This window comes from Streptomyces sp. NPDC005492 (assembly GCF_040605995.1).
Taxonomy (GTDB): domain Bacteria; phylum Actinomycetota; class Actinomycetes; order Streptomycetales; family Streptomycetaceae; genus Streptomyces.
Genome location: NZ_JBEXDX010000010.1, coordinates 173,500 through 188,190 on the forward strand (window position 1 = coordinate 173,500; position 14,691 = coordinate 188,190).

Consider the following 14,691-nt stretch of genomic DNA (forward strand, 5'->3'; position numbering starts at 1 on the left):
CTGACAGGTTCTCACCGGGCCGGTCAGCGGTCGCTCAGGGTTTGCGCGGGGCGGCCGAGAGCGGTGGCTGGGAGTTGTCGGCGGAAGCGGAGGGTGCCACCGCCGTGCCCTGTTCAACGCCGGTGGAGGCCGGGGGCGGGACGCGGTCCCTGTTGCCCGAGGACGCGCCGCGGTAGACCGCCGAGAAAGCCAGGGCGACCATGCCGATGCCCATCACGAGGGCGAGCAGCCAGGCGACCGGCCGGTGCCAGCGGACCTGTTTGCCGTAGGTCCCCGGGGCGCCGTAGCGGCCCTCGACGAGGTCGGTGTCGTCCAGGTCGTCGAGTTCCGGATCATGGCCGAATTGGCGTCCGTAGGCGTCCTCGAAGAGGTCGTCGCCGCCTGCGGCTCTGCCACGCTGGGCTCGGCGGGCCTCTGCCTCGGAGGCCTCTGCTCTGGCCTGCGCGGCGGCAAGGAGACGCTCGACGGCGGTCGGCTCGTGTACTACGGCCGCCCGTACGAAGGCCTCGTCGAAGACCACGGATGCGAACTCTTCGTCCGACATTCCGCGGTCGTGGTCGTCGTCGGGCTCCCAGCCGTCAGGGAACGGCGTGCCCCCCACGTCCTCCGGCACCTCTCCAGAGTAGACCTGGGGGGTCAATTTGGGCAGACGGTATGGAAATTCATCCGCTGGGTGAGACGTGTCTCCCACCACGAGCCCGTATGCCCGGCGCATATGCCGGACGCCCTGTGCCTCAGCGGCGGATGTGCCCGTCGCCGGTGACGATGTACTTGGTGCTCGTCAGCTCCGGCAGGCCCATCGGGCCCCGGGCGTGCAGCTTCTGGGTGGAGATGCCGATCTCCGCGCCGAAGCCGAACTGGCTGCCGTCCGTGAAGCGGGTGGAGGCGTTCACGGCGACGGTGGTGGAGTCGACCAACTGGGTGAAGCGGCGGGCGGCCTGCTGGGAGGTGGTGACGATCGCCTCGGTGTGGCCGGAGCTCCACAGCCGGATGTGCTGGACGGCCTTGTCGAGCGAGTCGACGACGGCGGCGGCGATGTCGTAGGAGAGGTACTCGGTGTCCCAGTCCTCCGGGGTGGCCTCCACGACGGTGGCCTCGGAGCCCTTGGCGTAGGCCAGGACGCGCTCGTCGGCGTGCACGGTGACGCCGGCCTCCGCGAGGGCGTCCAGGGCGCGCGGCAGGAACTCGGGGGCGATGTCCTGGTGCACGAGGAGGGTCTCGGCGGCGTTGCAGACGCTGGGCCGCTGGGCCTTGGAGTTGATCAGGATGTCGATCGCCATGTCGAGGTCGGCGTCGGCGTCGACGTAGACGTGGCAGTTGCCGACGCCGGTCTCGATCACGGGGACCGTGGACTCGGAGACGACGGTCTGGATGAGGGAGGCGCCGCCGCGGGGAATCAGGACGTCGACGAGACCGCGGGCGCGCATCAGTTCGCGCACGCTCTCGCGGCTCTCGCCGGGCACCAACTGCACGGCGTCGGCGGGCAGTCCGGCGCCGCCGACGGCGTCCCGCAGGACGCGCACGAGGGCGGTGTTGGACTCGTAGGCGGAGGCCGAGCCGCGCAGCAGGACCGCGTTGCCGGACTTGAGGCAGAGCGCGGCGGCGTCCACGGTGACGTTCGGGCGGGCCTCGTAGATGATGCCGACCACGCCGAGGGGGACGCGGACCTGGCGCAGGTCGATGCCGTTCGGGAGGGTCGAGCCGCGGACGACCTCGCCGACCGGGTCGGGCAGCGCGACGACGTCCCGTACGTCGGAGGCGATGGCCCGGACGCGCTCGGGGGTCAGCGTCAGCCGGTCGATGATCGCCTCACTGGTGCCGGCCGCGCGGGCCTTGGCGATGTCCTTGGCGTTGGCCTCGACGATCTCGCTCGTACGGACCTCCAGCGCGTCCGCGATGGCGAGCAGCGCGTCGTCCTTCTCCGCCCGCGGCAGCGGTGCGAGATCGGCGGCGGCGGACTTGGCGCGGTACGCGGCCCGCGTGACCGGGGACATGGAGTCGTACGGCGAGAGCGTGGTCATGAGGGAAGGGTAGTGCGCCCGACGGAGGCGTCCACCGGCTGTCCCAAACCGCGAGACCTCACAAGGGGTCTCAGAACGGGTGGACGCCGACCGGGGTGGCGGGCAGCGGGCCGTATCCCTCGGAGATGCGCTGGTGGTAGGTCTCGCGGTCGATGACCTCAAGACCGACGATCTCCCACGGCGGGAGCTGGGCGGTCTGGCGGTGCTCGCCCCACAGGCGGAGGGCGACGGCGGCCGCGTCGTGCAGGTCGCGGGCCTCTTCCCAGTAGCGGATCTCCGCGTGGTCGTTGGCATAGCGGCTGGTCAGCAGAAAGGGATGGTCGTGGGCGAGCTGTTCCAGGCCGCGCCGCACCTCCTTCAGCGGGGTCTCGCCGCCGGAGACGCTGAGGGTGACATGCCACAGGCGGGGGATGTCCTTGGGTTCCCCGCCCTCGTACCGGGCGCCGGCCGCGACGCTCGTCAGCGCGCGCTCCTCGCCGGGCGCGCGGGAGGTGGCTCCACCGCGGGACGCCGCCGCCCCAGGGCGCACTCGTCTCACGACGGCCTCCTTACGCAGTGGTCGAGCTGCTGTGCTCGCGCGGAATGTGTCCCTGAGACAAAGTTGAGCAGGCCGAAGGCGTCCGCGTGGCGCTTTTACGGAAGGTCCACCGGGGGGAGGCGGACGTTTCGGTTGTTTTACGGGTGCAGGATCACCAGGTCGTCCCTGTGTACGACTTCCCTCTCGTACGACGGTCCCAGCTCCCGTGCCAGTTCCCTGGTGGAGCGGCCGATCAGTTGGGGGATCTCCTTGGCGTCGAAGTTGACCAGGCCCCGGGCGACGGGGTGTCCGGCGCTGTCGCGGAGTTCGACGGGGTCGCCCGCGCTGAACTCCCCTTCCACGGCGGCGATTCCGGCCGGCAGCAGGGACATCCGGCGCTGTACGACCGCGCGCACGGCGCCGTCGTCGAGCGTCAGCGAGCCCTGGGGGGTGGACGCGTGCTGGAGCCAGAGCAGCCGGTCCGCGGAGCGTTTTCCGGTGGCGTGGAAGTAGGTTCCGGTGTCGCCGCCGGTCAGCGCGTCGGCCGCGTGGACCGCGCTGGTGAGCACGACGGGGATGCCCGCGGCGGCTGCGATACGGGCCGCCTCGACCTTGGTGACCATGCCGCCGGTGCCGACGCCGGCCTTGCCCGCGCTGCCGATCTCGACGTGGGCGAGGTCCTGCGGTCCCCGGACCTCCGCTATCCGCGAGGTGCCGGGCCGGCTGGGGTCGCCGTCGTAGACGCCGTCGATGTCGGAGAGCAGGACCAGCAGGTCGGCGTGGACGAGGTGGGCGACGAGGGCGGCGAGCCGGTCGTTGTCGCCGAAGCGGATCTCGTCGGTGGCGACCGTGTCGTTCTCGTTGACGATCGGGAGGGCGCCCATGGCGAGGAGTTTGTCGAGGGTGCGGGAGGCGTTGCGGTGGTGGGAGCGGCGGCTCATGTCGTCGGAGGTCAGCAGTACCTGTCCGACGCGGATGCCGTAGCGGGCGAAGGAGGCGGTGTAGCGGGCCACGAGGAGGCCCTGGCCGACGCTGGCGGCGGCCTGCTGGCGGGCCAGGTCCTTGGGGCGGCGGCGCAGTCCGAGCGGGGCGAGTCCGGCGGCGATGGCGCCGGAGGAGACGAGGACGACCTCTTTCTCTCCCCCGCCGCGGCTCTTGGCGAGGACGTCGACGAGCGCGTCGACCCGGTCGGCGTCCAGACCGCCGGCCGCGGTGGTCAGCGAGGAGGACCCCACCTTGACGACAATCCTGCGGGCTTCGGTCACGGCCTGCCTTGCCCCTGCCACGTGCTGACTTCCCCTCGCGTAGGTCCGGCTGCCCCGCGCGGCAATCTACGCGAACCGGATCGCCCACCGCACATCGGTCCAGGTCCCGGACAGGGGGAATCACGGTAAGGGTGGGGGCTGGTCGCGCCCACGCGGCGGAGCCGCTGATGTCACGGTCCCGCGCCCCCATGTGCGGCTCCGCCGCGCGGGCGCGACCAGCCATGGCGCACCCGCACCGCTCCGGCACCGGCCCCCGTCACGCTGCGCCCATACCCCCTACCGTCCCGTGCTCGACGTCGGGAAGCGGCGCGGCCACCCGACGCCGTCGGACCCGCGTCCGGCCGCCCCTCACCCCGCCGGGCCAGCCCCGTTCTCCGCGCCGGGACCGCCTGACGCCGCCGTGCCCCGCCCCAGCGGGCCATCCGGTCCCAGCGCCCCGGGCACCCGCACGCGACCACGCCGACCCCCGCTCCGATCACCCCACGCAGTCGCTCCCGCCCCCGGCCGGTCGGCTCACCTCACGCCGCCGCGGCCCTCGCCCGGGTCCTCAGCACCCTGCGCATCTTCCGCGCCGCCCGGCGGAACAACGCGCCCGCCGCCCCCTCCCGGTACCCCTCGACCCCCCGGGCCTCCCGGGGCTCGGCGAGGTACAGGGAGTCGGGCAGGGCCGCCGAGTCGGAGCGGAAGTGCGGATACGCCAGGTAGACGCGGCGGCCCCGCTTCTCCACGACCGCGTCGGGACGTTTCTTCGACTTGATGAACTCCACGACGTCCAGGAGGAGTTCGGGGCGCTCGTGGGCCACCAGGTGCAGGCGGAGGCGTTCATCGACCTTGAGGCGGAGGGCCACCTCGGCGGTCCAGTGGGCGGCCATCAGCGGCTTGGCCAGCTCGAACTTGTGGCGTCTGGTCTGCTCGCTGTCCTTGAGGTATTTCGGGCCGAACTGCGGGAGCAGGGTGACCAGGAAGGGTCGGACCATCAGCTTGTCGCGCTCCACGCCCGGCGGGACCATCTCCGCGATGAGGTTCATCAACGCGCGCGCCGAGTCGAAGCGCAGGGTGTAACTCCCGCTCTTCGTCACGTGTTTGCCGTCGTCGCGGCCCACCAGGTAGTAGCAGACGTGGTCGGCGATCACCGAGACGCCGTCGGCCCGCAGATAGGCCTCCATCGTGAACAGGGCGTCCTCGCCGGTGAACAGCGACTCGTCGAACCGCATGCTGTGCCGCTCCAACAGCGCCCGCCGGAACAGCTTCTGGGCGCTCAGCGTGAACTTGATGTTGGAGTGGAAGACGTCGGTGCGCTCCAGCGTCTCGACCCACGCCGCCTTGGGCGGAACCCGGTTGATGCCCTCGACCTTGCCGAGCACCACGTCCGTGCCGTTGCGGTCGGCCATCGCGACCATGCGCTCCAGGGCCTCGGGGGCGAGCCGGTCGTCGGCGTCGAGGAAGAAGACGTAGCGCCCGGTCGCCTTGCCGAGGCCGACGTTGCGCGGGGAGCTGGGGCCGCCGGAGTTCTCCTGGCGGATCACGGTGACCTGGGTCGCGGCGCGGGCGGCGAACTCCTCCAGGTACTCCCCCGTGCCGTCCGTCGAGCCGTCGTCGACGGCGACGACCTCGATACGGGCCGGGTCCAGCGTCTGCGCCTCGACCGAGCGCAGGCACTCGACCAGGTACGGCATCGCCTCGTACGCCCCGATGACCACGGTCACATCAGGCTGCGGCACGGTCGCGTCCCCCTTCGTTCACTGGATCGCCATCTCGAAGACGGGCGAACAGGCGGATGGGTTGTCCTCCGTCAGCAGGGGGTACGCAAAAGAGCCCGGTTTTTGAGGATCACTCCTCGAAAACCGGGCTCTTCTTGACCAAATACTGGCCGAAAGGCGACGTCAGTCAGTCGGCCCCCACGTATGTCAGCCGACGGTCGGGTCCGCCGACAGATGGGCCTCCGCCGGGCTCGTCGTCTCGCCGCTCGCCGCCGCCCGCTCCTGGCCGGCATTGCGGGCCTGGGACTTCAGCGCCAGATTCGCCACCGCGGTGTTGAACTGCTGGATGGACGTGGGCTCGTCCGGGCCGAGCAGGTACTCCTTGAGTTCCTTGCGGTCCTCGGCCAGCGGGTCGGCCTCCGGGGCGCGGACCGCGGCGAGCAACTCGCCCAGTTCCGTTGCCTTGTTGGAGAGGATCACGGCGGCACGCACCGCGGTGTTCTGCCGCTTGAACTCCTCGACGCCCAACTGCGCGGAGTCCGTGACCGCGTACGGCTTGCCGCTCGCGATGAAGTCGGAGACCACGCTGGAGATGTCGGAGACCATCGCATCGGACACGTTGAAGCAGTCGTACAGACGCGGCTCGGCACCCGAGATGACCCGGTGCTCGAAGGTGCCGAAGGAGTTCCAGTACGCGGTGTTCCACTCGGCGCGCAGCCGGGCGATCTCCTCGTACTTGACCAGGTCGACCACGCCGTCGCGGGTCAGCTCGGCCTCGTCGCCCTTGTCGGCGGCGCCGCCGGTCAGTTCGGTGATCCGGGCCTCGATGCGCGCCAGGTCGGCCTTGGCCTTCGTCTGGGCGGCCGCGTCGGCGGTGAAGCGGGGGTCGGTGGCGCGCTGGGCGGCGGCCTTCTCCACCAGGGCGGTGACCTTGCGGTGCGCGGAGCCGGCCGCGGGGCTGACGGTGCCGGTGAAGGGATGCGGCTTGTACAGGACACGGACCGGCGGGTCGGCCTTGAGCAGCTTCTTCACGATGTTCTCGCCCGCGAGGAGGAGCGAGGTGTTGCCCGGGCTGTCGTCCCAGCCCTCCCAGGTCGGCGCGTACAGCACAGTCGGGATACGGCCCTCGGGCACGCCCTGCAAGGGCTGGATCGGGGCGAGTTGGGGGCGGCCGACCTCGACGATGTCGTCGTCGCGGACACCGACGTCGGCGATGGCGTAGCGGTCGCGGCCCGCGCGGCCGGCGGTCCACACCTCGTCGTAGACCTTGCTGTACGGGTTGACGCTGGCCAGCTTGTCGCTGTCGCCGTGGCCGATGAAGACGTGCTTCATGGTGGGGACGCGCAGCAGGTGGATGTTCTTGCCGACGTTGGCCGCGTACAGCGCGACGCGCACGGTCGACAGGTCCATGTTCATCAGGTGCACGCCGCCGGGCACGCAGATGACCGGGGCCTTGGTGGGGGCGAGGTTCTGCAGTATGACGCGCTCGCGGAGCAGGACCAGGGGCCGGGTGTCCAGCTCCTCCATGGTCTCCAGCCACATGTTGACCTGGTACGCCGAGTCCTTGGAGCCGGAGAAGTAGAGCACCGTCTGCGGCTTGTACTCGTGCAGCCAGTCGTCGACGGCTTCGAGGATGACCTCGGGCGTCGGCGGGATCTTCGTACCCCGTATGTACGGCACCAGGGCGAGGACGTAGAGCGTGCCCAGGAACAGGGTGACGCCGATGCCGATGAAGCCGGCGACGGCGGAGTCCATCTGCGCGGAGATCAGCAGGCCGACGACGGCGAAGAGGTCGAGGTGGAGCATCTTCTCGGCGGAGCGCTCCAGCAGGCCGAACGGCGGGGCGTCCGGGATGTTGATGCGCGAGCCCAGGTCGACGTTGCGGGTGGCGACCGGCATCCGACGGCGGTTGCGGATCAGCGTGACGACGGCGCCGTGCGGGGCCTGGAGGCCGTAGAAGGCGATGAAGCAGGCGATCGCGCCGTAGAAGATGAGGTGGTCGGTGAGGTCCATGCGGGCCAGCAGCAGGATCAGCAGGAGCTGGCGGATCAGGAAGCGGATGGAGAGGCCCGCTCTGACCTTGCTGAGGCGGTTGACCAGATAGCTGCCCTGGCGGTGCAGATAGTGGTCGGCGACGTAGGTCACGACGGCCGCGGCCGCGAAGGCGGGGACGCTCGGGATGAGCGCGGCCAGCATGAGGGCGGGGAAGCCCAGCATCATGAGGACGGCGGCGGCGAGCTCGGCCGCGCTGCCCACCCGGGCAACGCGGATGGCGGTGGAAATCACTGATAAACCTGCTCTTGGGGGTTTTGAGTAATTTACCGGGATCTCAGAGTCAGGCTTAATTAAACGCCGTCCTGGACGTCCAGCACCGAGGCCAGGGCGGCCTCGAAGCCGGAGGCCCTGGCCGCGCCAGCCGTCGGGTCCTGCTGGCGGACGTCGATGACATGGCCGGTCAGCTCGGACAGCAGCACGTCGAGGGAGGTGCGGGCGACGGCCTCGGAGGAGAGCAGCGTGCCCGTGGGCTCCTGGCCGAACGCCTTGGTGCGCATCGGGGTGGCCGTGCGCTCCGGGTTGATGCAGTTGACGCGGATGCCGTCGCCGGCCCATTCGTCGGAGAGGGCCTGCGTGAGGTTGACCATCGCGGCCTTGGTCGAGGAGTACAGGCTGTACTCGGCGCGGCCGCGGGTGTAGCTGCTGGAGGTGTAGAGCAGCAGTTGGCCCTTGGTCTCGGCGAGGTACTTGTACGCGGAACGGGCGATCTGCACCGGCGCCAGGTAGTTGACCTTCAGCGCCTCCTCGATCGTCGCGTTGTCCGTCTCGGCCAGCTTGCCGATGCGCAGCACGCCCGCGGTGTTGATGACGTAGTCGATGCGCCCGGTCTCGGCGTACGCCTTGGACAGCGCGTCGTCGACCTCCTCGGGGTTCTCGACGTGCGTGCCGGTGGTGGAGCGGCCCAGCGCGTACACCGTGGCGCCGTAGCCCTCGGCGACCTCGGCGATGTCCTTGCCGATGCCGTACGAGCCGCCGAAGACGACCAGGGTCTTGCCGGTGAGCAGGTGGCGGTAGGCCTCCTCGTCGACCTGCTCGGGCGCGGCCGTGGAGGCGAGCTGGAAGAGCTTGTCGGCGATGAAGACGTCGACGGGCTGGGTGACCTTCATGTTGTACTCGTCGCCCGCGACGACGTGGATCGGCACGTCCGGCAGGTACTTGAGCACGACCGAACAGTCGTCGGTGGCCTGGAAGTTGGGGTCCCCCGCGGCGACCTCGTAGGCGCGGCGGATCGTGGACAGCTTGAACGCCTGGGGCGTCTGGCCGCGGCGCAGCCGGGAGCGGTCCGGGATCTCGGTGATGAACTCGCCGTCTTCGCCGTGCGTGCGGGTCACGATGATGGTGTCCGCGGACGGGATGGCCACGTCGACGGCCTGGAAGCGCTCCAGGGCGACCACGCAGTCGTCGATCACGCGCCGCGAGAGCAGCGGGCGCACGGCGTCGTGGAAGAGGACGTTGCGGTCCTCGCCCTCGGCCAGGCCCTCACCGAGCGCGGCGATGGCGCGCTCGGTGGTCTCGTTGCGCGTGGAGCCGCCCTCGATGATCCGGGTGACCTTCTTGAAGCCGGCCTTGGCGACGATCTTCTCGATGTCGGAGACATAGCCCGGCGCCATCAGCACGATGATGTCGTCGATCGAGTCGGCGTTCTCGAAGGTGGTCAGGGTGTGCTCGATGACTGCCTTGCCGGCGATCTTCAGCAGCTGCTTGGGGATCGAGAGACCCACGCGCTGGCCGGTGCCACCGGCCAGGATCACTGCGGTGGTGCGGGGCTTGGCTATGTGCGACACAGGTGACCTTGACCTACCTCGGGACAATGGGGAACTCGCAAATGGTCCCACTCACGGTTACCGCAGTGCAAGGCGAGTGACCTCCGCCGCATATGTACGCGTCATCTGTCATTCATCTTGTACTGCTGGTAACCGTGCGCGGGCACCACTCAGCGACGCCGCAGCTTCTTCAGACAACGGTGACCGAGAACGCGGACGAGTTCCTTCGACGACGTCTGGTGGACGGTCCGCGCCTTCGCCGGCGCGGTGTGCCGCACCGGCGCGGCGGCCACCGCCGCGAGCGCCCCGTACAGCGCCTGGGCGGCCACCTCGGGCGCGATCCGCGGCGCCGCGGGCGCCTTCTCCGCGGCCTGCGGTACGGCCGACAGGAGCGCGGTGTCGCCGACGATCCGCACGCCCGTGGCGGCGATGGTCGCGGCCATCTCGGCGCCGAGCGTGCCCGCCGCCTCGACGGCCCACCGGGGCGTGGTGATCTTCACATCCTGCGGGGTGGGGCTGCACGCATTCTTCATATGCATGACCGCGCCGTTGCGCACGAGCTTGGAATACAGCTCGTCGGGGAGCCCATTGCCGCGGAATTCCACATTGAGCTTCCGCAGCATTTCGGTCTCGGCGAGGGTGAGGGAACGGTTGGCCGCGTCCGGCACCGGCTGGAGCAGCTGCGTGGGCAGTCCGAGCAGCGCCTCGAAGGTGCGCAGCAGCCCGTCCCGGTCGCTGTCGTCGACCACCACGACGGTGACCCGCTCGGGACCCACGGCCCGTACCCACCGCTCCACCAGCCGGTCGTGCCGGTGGCGCCGCCAGAAACTGGGGTTGGGCTGCTCGTAGGGCGCCTTGCGGAGCATGTGCTCCAGCCAGTTGCCGTAGCCCATGCGCAGGCCGTTCTGCACGTACTGCTGCCACTGCGAAGGCATGATCTTCGCCAGAGGGCGCACGGTGATCAGGATGTGCACGCGCTCGCCGCCGAGCTGCTCCACGATCCGGGCGATCGTCTCGTCGTCCTCGGCGTCGGCGAAGAACTCGCTGCTGATCACCGAGGTGCGGCCCCCGGTGGCGCGGACCGCGTCCAGGAGCCGTGTCCAGTGCTTGTCGGTGGGCACGGTGTCGCCCATCATCGCGGGCCGGGCGCAGGCGGCGAGGGCCGCCTCCATCGGGTGTCTGCTGTGCGCGGGGAAGTCGACGCCGTGCTCGGGCATCGTGTCCTTCGCGGCGAACAGCGCGCCCTGGATGGCGGTGGTCCCGGTCTTGTGCGGTCCGATGTGCAGCAGCCGGGTCCCGACGGGCAACGCTTCCTTAATGCAATCCGTCTCCATGGTTAACGGACGGTAAGAGTTGTTCCTGAGTCCGACCTGAGAGGAGCCTGGGACACAGATGAGTCCCAGGCTCCGTTCACACGCGCTTCATACCAAGACGCGTCGAAGAGGTGTCATACGACCCGGACGCCGGGGTCGTCCGACTCCACCCGGAGTGCGGCATAGGTACTCGGCGTCGCCGTGGGCTTCAGCACGGTGTCCACGACCCTGACCTTCGCGTCGATGCCGTCCCGGCGGATGTCGAACAGGTGGTAGCCGCGGTGGGCGTCGATCACCTTCCAGTGCGGGTTGTCCGCCATCAGCGGGTCCCACTGGGCGTGGAAGGCGGCCTGGTCCTGGTCGCCGTTGCTGGAGATGGAGGTGCCGACGAACTCGGCGCCGACGACGTCGGCGTCCGGGTCGGCGAAGTCCTCCTTGAGGTCGCTGATCATCGTGAGATGCCGGTCGCCACTGAGCACCACGGGGTTGCGGACGCTCCCGAAGTCCTCCAACAGGGCGTTGCGTTCGACCTGGTAGCCGTCCCAGGCGTCGTAGAACCACTGCTTGCCCGCGCCGAGCAGGGTGTCCGTCTCGGCCATCATGATCTGCGAGGCGATGACGTTCCAGCGGGCCGGCGAGTGGCGCAGCCCGTGCAGCAGCCACTCCTTCTGCTCGGCGCCCATCATCGTCATCGCCGGGTCCTCGGCGCCGGCCTGCGTGGTGGCCTGGTCGCTGCGGAACTGCCGGGTGTCCAGCACGTTGAGCCGCATCAGCCGGCCGAACTCCAGGCGCCGGTACATCTGGATGTGCGGCCCGCTCGGAACGGCGCTCGCGCGCACCGGCATGTGCTCGTAGTACGCCTGGAAGGCCGCCGTCAGCCGGGCCACGAACGCGTCGTGCGACTGCTGGGCCGGGTCCTGCGGGACCTCGCCCGCCCAGTCGTTGTCCACCTCGTGGTCGTCGAAGGTCACCACCCAGGGGGTGTTGGCGTGCATCGCCAGCAGGTCCGGGTCGCTGCGGTACTGCGCGTACCGGTTGCGGTACTGGACCAGGCTGTACGGCTCACCGGTCCCCTCGTGCCGGCGCGGGCCCGCGTTCGACGGCGCCGACTCGTAGATGTAGTCGCCGCCGAAGAGCACGAAGTCGGGGTCCTGGTCCAGCATGTCGGCGTACGGCGTGAAGTAGCCGTTCTGCCAGTTCTGGCAGGAGGCGAGCGCGACGCGCAGCCGGCCGCCGGAACTGTTCGCGTGCGGCGCGGTGCGGGTGCGGCCGGTGGCGGAGATCTGTCCGTCGGTGCGGAAGCGGTACCAGTAGTCACGGCCCGGGCGCAGTCCCCGTACATCCACGTGAACGCTGTGCCCGTACTCGGGCCGGGCCGCCGCGATTCCCCGGCGCACGCTCTTTCTGAAACGGGCGTCCTCGGCGAGTTCCCACTCCACGGGGACCACCCGCTCGGGCATCCCGCCGCCGTTCAGCGGGTCGGGGGCGAGGCGCGTCCACAGCACGATGCCGTCGGGGAGCGGGTCGCCGGAGGCGATGCCGAGGCTGAACACCCCGTCGGGCAGCGGGGTTTCGGCTGCTCGGGCGGAGGTCGGCAGCCACAGTTGGGCGGAGGCGGCGGCCCCGAGCACCGCCGCGCCGGCCGCGAGAAAACGTCGTCGATCGGGTGATACGGCTCCGGTCATCGTGAACTCCCTTGCGACGTTGGCCTCTTGGGTTCCTTGAAGCCTCACAGTGCGCGGAGTCCCACCCGTTGAACAGTAAGTATCGCGTCCATGACAAATGAGCACACAGCAAGAAACCCGTTGCTCGAAGAGCAACGGGTCTCAGCCAGTTTTGGTCACGCCTGACGGACGATCAGCACGCCGGACGCAGGACGGCTCAGAAGGGCTTGAAGTCGTCGAACTCCTGCGCCGCCTCGTCCCGCTCGGCCTGCTTGTCGCGGCGGCGTTGTGTCGCCGGCCGCGGCTCGTCGAGCCGGTGGTCCTCGCCGCGCCGACCCAGCATCTCCGCGCCGGCCATGACGGTCGGCTCCCAGTCGAAGACGACCGCGTTGCCCTCGGGACCGATCGCAACGCCGTCGCCGGAGCGTGCGCCCACCTTCATCAACTCCGCCTCCACACCGAGGCGGTTGAGCCGGTCGGCGAGATAGCCGACGGCCTCGTCGTTGTTGAAGTCGGTCTGGCGGACCCAGCGTTCGGGCTTCTCACCGCGCACGCGGAAGAGACCGTCCTCCTCCTGTACGACCGTGAATCCGCTGTCGTCGACCGCCTTCGGGCGGATGACGATCCGGGTCGCCTCCTCCTTCGGCTTCGCGGCGCGCGCCTCGGCGATCAACTCCGCGAGCGCAAAGGACAGTTCACGCAGTCCGATGTGCGCGACCGCGGACACCTCGAAGACGCGGTAGCCGCGCGCCTCCAGGTCAGGGCGCACCATCTCGGCGAGGTCCTTGCCGTCCGGTACGTCGATCTTGTTCAGGACGACCATGCGCGGCCGCTTGTCGAGCCCGCCGTACTGCTTCAGCTCCTCCTCGATGGTGTCGAGGTCGGAGATCGGGTCGCGCTCGGACTCCAGCGTCGCGGTGTCGAGGATGTGCACGAGGACGCTGCACCGCTCGACGTGGCGCAGGAACTCCAGGCCGAGGCCCTTGCCCTGGCTGGCGCCGGGGATGAGACCGGGCACGTCGGCGATCGTGTAGACCGTCTCGCCGGCCGTGACCACACCGAGGTTCGGGACCAGGGTCGTGAAGGGGTAGTCGGCGATCTTCGGCTTGGCCGCGCTCATCACGGAGATCAGCGAGGACTTGCCGGCGCTCGGGTAGCCCACCAGTGCCACGTCGGCGACCGTCTTCAGCTCCAGCACGATGTCCTGGAGGTCACCGGGGACGCCGAGCAGCGCGAAGCCGGGGGCCTTGCGGCGGGCCGAGGCCAGCGCCGCGTTGCCGAGGCCGCCCCGGCCGCCCTGCGCGGCGATGTACGAGGTGCCGTGGCCGACCAGGTCGGCGAGCACATTGCCCGCGCCGTCGAGCACGACCGTGCCGTCCGGCACCGGCAGGACCAGGTCCTGGCCGTCCTTGCCGGAGCGGTTGCCGCCCTCGCCGGGCTTGCCGTTGGTGGCCTTGCGGTGCGGGGAGTGGTGGTAGTCGAGCAGGGTGGTCACGGACTGGTCGACGACGAGGATGACATCCCCGCCCCGTCCGCCGTTGCCACCGTCCGGGCCGCCGAGCGGCTTGAACTTCTCACGGTGGACGGAGGCACAGCCGTGGCCTCCGTTACCCGCGGCGACATGCAGCTCGACGCGGTCCACGAAGGTGGTCATGGGATGTGCCTCCAGTTACGTACGGGGTTTCTTTGTACTAACACGCGAAAGGCGGACCCGCTTCCCACCAGGGGAAGTGAGGTCCGCCTCGCGAAAGCTTCCGATCAGGCGACCGGAACGATGTTCACGACCTTGCGGCCACGGTGGGTACCGAACTCCACCGCACCGGCGTTCAGCGCGAACAGCGTGTCGTCGCCGCCACGGCCGACGCCCGAACCGGGGTGGAAGTGGGTGCCGCGCTGGCGGACCAGGATCTCACCCGCGTTGACGACCTGACCGCCGAAGCGCTTCACGCCGAGCCGCTGGGCATTGGAGTCGCGACCGTTCCGAGTGGACGATGCGCCCTTCTTGTGTGCCATCTCTCCTCAGTCCCTTACTTCGCAGCCGCGGGGATCTCAGTGACCTTGATCGCCGTGTACTGCTGGCGGTGGCCCTGACGACGGCGGTAACCGGTCTTGTTCTTGTAGCGAAGGATGTCGATCTTGACGCCCTTGTGGTGGTCCACGACCTCGGCCTGGACCTTGATGCCGGCCAGGACCCACGGGTCGCTGGTCACAGCGTCGCCGTCGACAACGAGCAGGGTCGAGAGCTCGACCGTGTCGCCAACCTGGGCAGTGGAAATCTTGTCAACCTCAACGATGTCGCCGACAGCAACCTTGTGCTGGCGACCACCGCTGCGCACGATGGCGTACACGCGGATCTCACTCTCTCGCTCGGGAACGGCACCCCCGCAGTCCAG

Annotated in this window: 12 protein-coding genes; all 12 read right to left on the bottom strand. The window is 69.7% G+C overall.

What is annotated here, in order from left to right; translation table 11 throughout:
• Nucleotides 1-34: 34 nt before the first annotated feature.
• The 12 genes from ABZT04_RS16830 to rplU all read right to left on the bottom strand — a co-directional run bounded on the left by ABZT04_RS16830 (nt 35) and on the right by rplU (nt 14,646).
• Nucleotides 35-613, bottom strand: a complete 579-nt coding sequence (locus tag ABZT04_RS16830) for a hypothetical protein (RefSeq protein WP_356057086.1) — start codon at nt 611-613, stop codon at nt 35-37.
• Between the two features lie 121 nt (nt 614-734).
• A complete protein-coding gene (locus ABZT04_RS16835) occupies nt 735-2,021 on the bottom strand; it encodes a glutamate-5-semialdehyde dehydrogenase (protein WP_356057089.1) in 1,287 nt (428 codons plus the stop codon).
• Nucleotides 2,022-2,091: 70 nt separating this feature from the next.
• The gene (locus ABZT04_RS16840) at nt 2,092-2,559 is read right to left on the bottom strand and encodes a hypothetical protein (protein WP_356057091.1); all 468 of its coding nucleotides are present in this window, start codon (nt 2,557-2,559) and stop codon (nt 2,092-2,094) included.
• A 137-nt stretch (nt 2,560-2,696) separates the two neighbouring features.
• The gene (proB, locus tag ABZT04_RS16845; RefSeq protein ID WP_356057093.1) at nt 2,697-3,803 is read right to left on the bottom strand and encodes a glutamate 5-kinase; all 1,107 of its coding nucleotides are present in this window, start codon (nt 3,801-3,803) and stop codon (nt 2,697-2,699) included.
• Between the two features lie 518 nt (nt 3,804-4,321).
• Nucleotides 4,322-5,524, bottom strand: a complete 1,203-nt coding sequence (locus ABZT04_RS16850; RefSeq protein ID WP_356057096.1) for a glycosyltransferase family 2 protein — start codon at nt 5,522-5,524, stop codon at nt 4,322-4,324.
• A gap of 186 nt (nt 5,525-5,710) precedes the next feature.
• Complete coding sequence (locus tag ABZT04_RS16855; protein WP_356057098.1) at nt 5,711-7,789, bottom strand: hypothetical protein; 2,079 nt, start codon at nt 7,787-7,789, stop codon at nt 5,711-5,713.
• 59 nt (nt 7,790-7,848) lie between these two features.
• Nucleotides 7,849-9,342, bottom strand: coding sequence for a bifunctional cytidylyltransferase/SDR family oxidoreductase (locus tag ABZT04_RS16860; protein WP_356057100.1), 1,494 nt, complete (start codon nt 9,340-9,342; stop codon nt 7,849-7,851).
• A gap of 149 nt (nt 9,343-9,491) precedes the next feature.
• A complete protein-coding gene (locus ABZT04_RS16865) occupies nt 9,492-10,655 on the bottom strand; it encodes a hypothetical protein (RefSeq protein ID WP_356057102.1) in 1,164 nt (387 codons plus the stop codon).
• Between the two features lie 113 nt (nt 10,656-10,768).
• Complete coding sequence (locus ABZT04_RS16870; protein ID WP_356057105.1) at nt 10,769-12,319, bottom strand: alkaline phosphatase D family protein; 1,551 nt, start codon at nt 12,317-12,319, stop codon at nt 10,769-10,771.
• 196 nt (nt 12,320-12,515) lie between these two features.
• A complete protein-coding gene (gene obgE, locus ABZT04_RS16875; RefSeq protein WP_356057107.1) occupies nt 12,516-13,952 on the bottom strand; it encodes a GTPase ObgE in 1,437 nt (478 codons plus the stop codon).
• 104 nt (nt 13,953-14,056) lie between these two features.
• Nucleotides 14,057-14,311, bottom strand: a complete 255-nt coding sequence (rpmA, locus tag ABZT04_RS16880) for a 50S ribosomal protein L27 (protein ID WP_019063244.1) — start codon at nt 14,309-14,311, stop codon at nt 14,057-14,059.
• 14 nt (nt 14,312-14,325) lie between these two features.
• Nucleotides 14,326-14,646, bottom strand: a complete 321-nt coding sequence (rplU, locus tag ABZT04_RS16885; RefSeq protein ID WP_067245664.1) for a 50S ribosomal protein L21 — start codon at nt 14,644-14,646, stop codon at nt 14,326-14,328.
• Nucleotides 14,647-14,691: the final 45 nt, after the last annotated feature.

Bases quoted from the DNA above. Each gene is read 5' to 3' on its own strand.
- ABZT04_RS16835 (WP_356057089.1), bottom strand. From the start codon at position 2,021: ATGACCACGCTCTCGCCGTACGACTCCATGTCCCCGGTCACGCGGGCC.
- ABZT04_RS16865 (WP_356057102.1), bottom strand. From the start codon at position 10,655: ATGGAGACGGATTGCATTAAGGAAGCGTTGCCCGTCGGGACCCGGCTG.
- ABZT04_RS16870 (WP_356057105.1), bottom strand. From the start codon at position 12,319: ATGACCGGAGCCGTATCACCCGATCGACGACGTTTTCTCGCGGCCGGC.
- obgE (WP_356057107.1), bottom strand. From the start codon at position 13,952: ATGACCACCTTCGTGGACCGCGTCGAGCTGCATGTCGCCGCGGGTAAC.
- rpmA (WP_019063244.1), bottom strand. From the start codon at position 14,311: ATGGCACACAAGAAGGGCGCATCGTCCACTCGGAACGGTCGCGACTCC.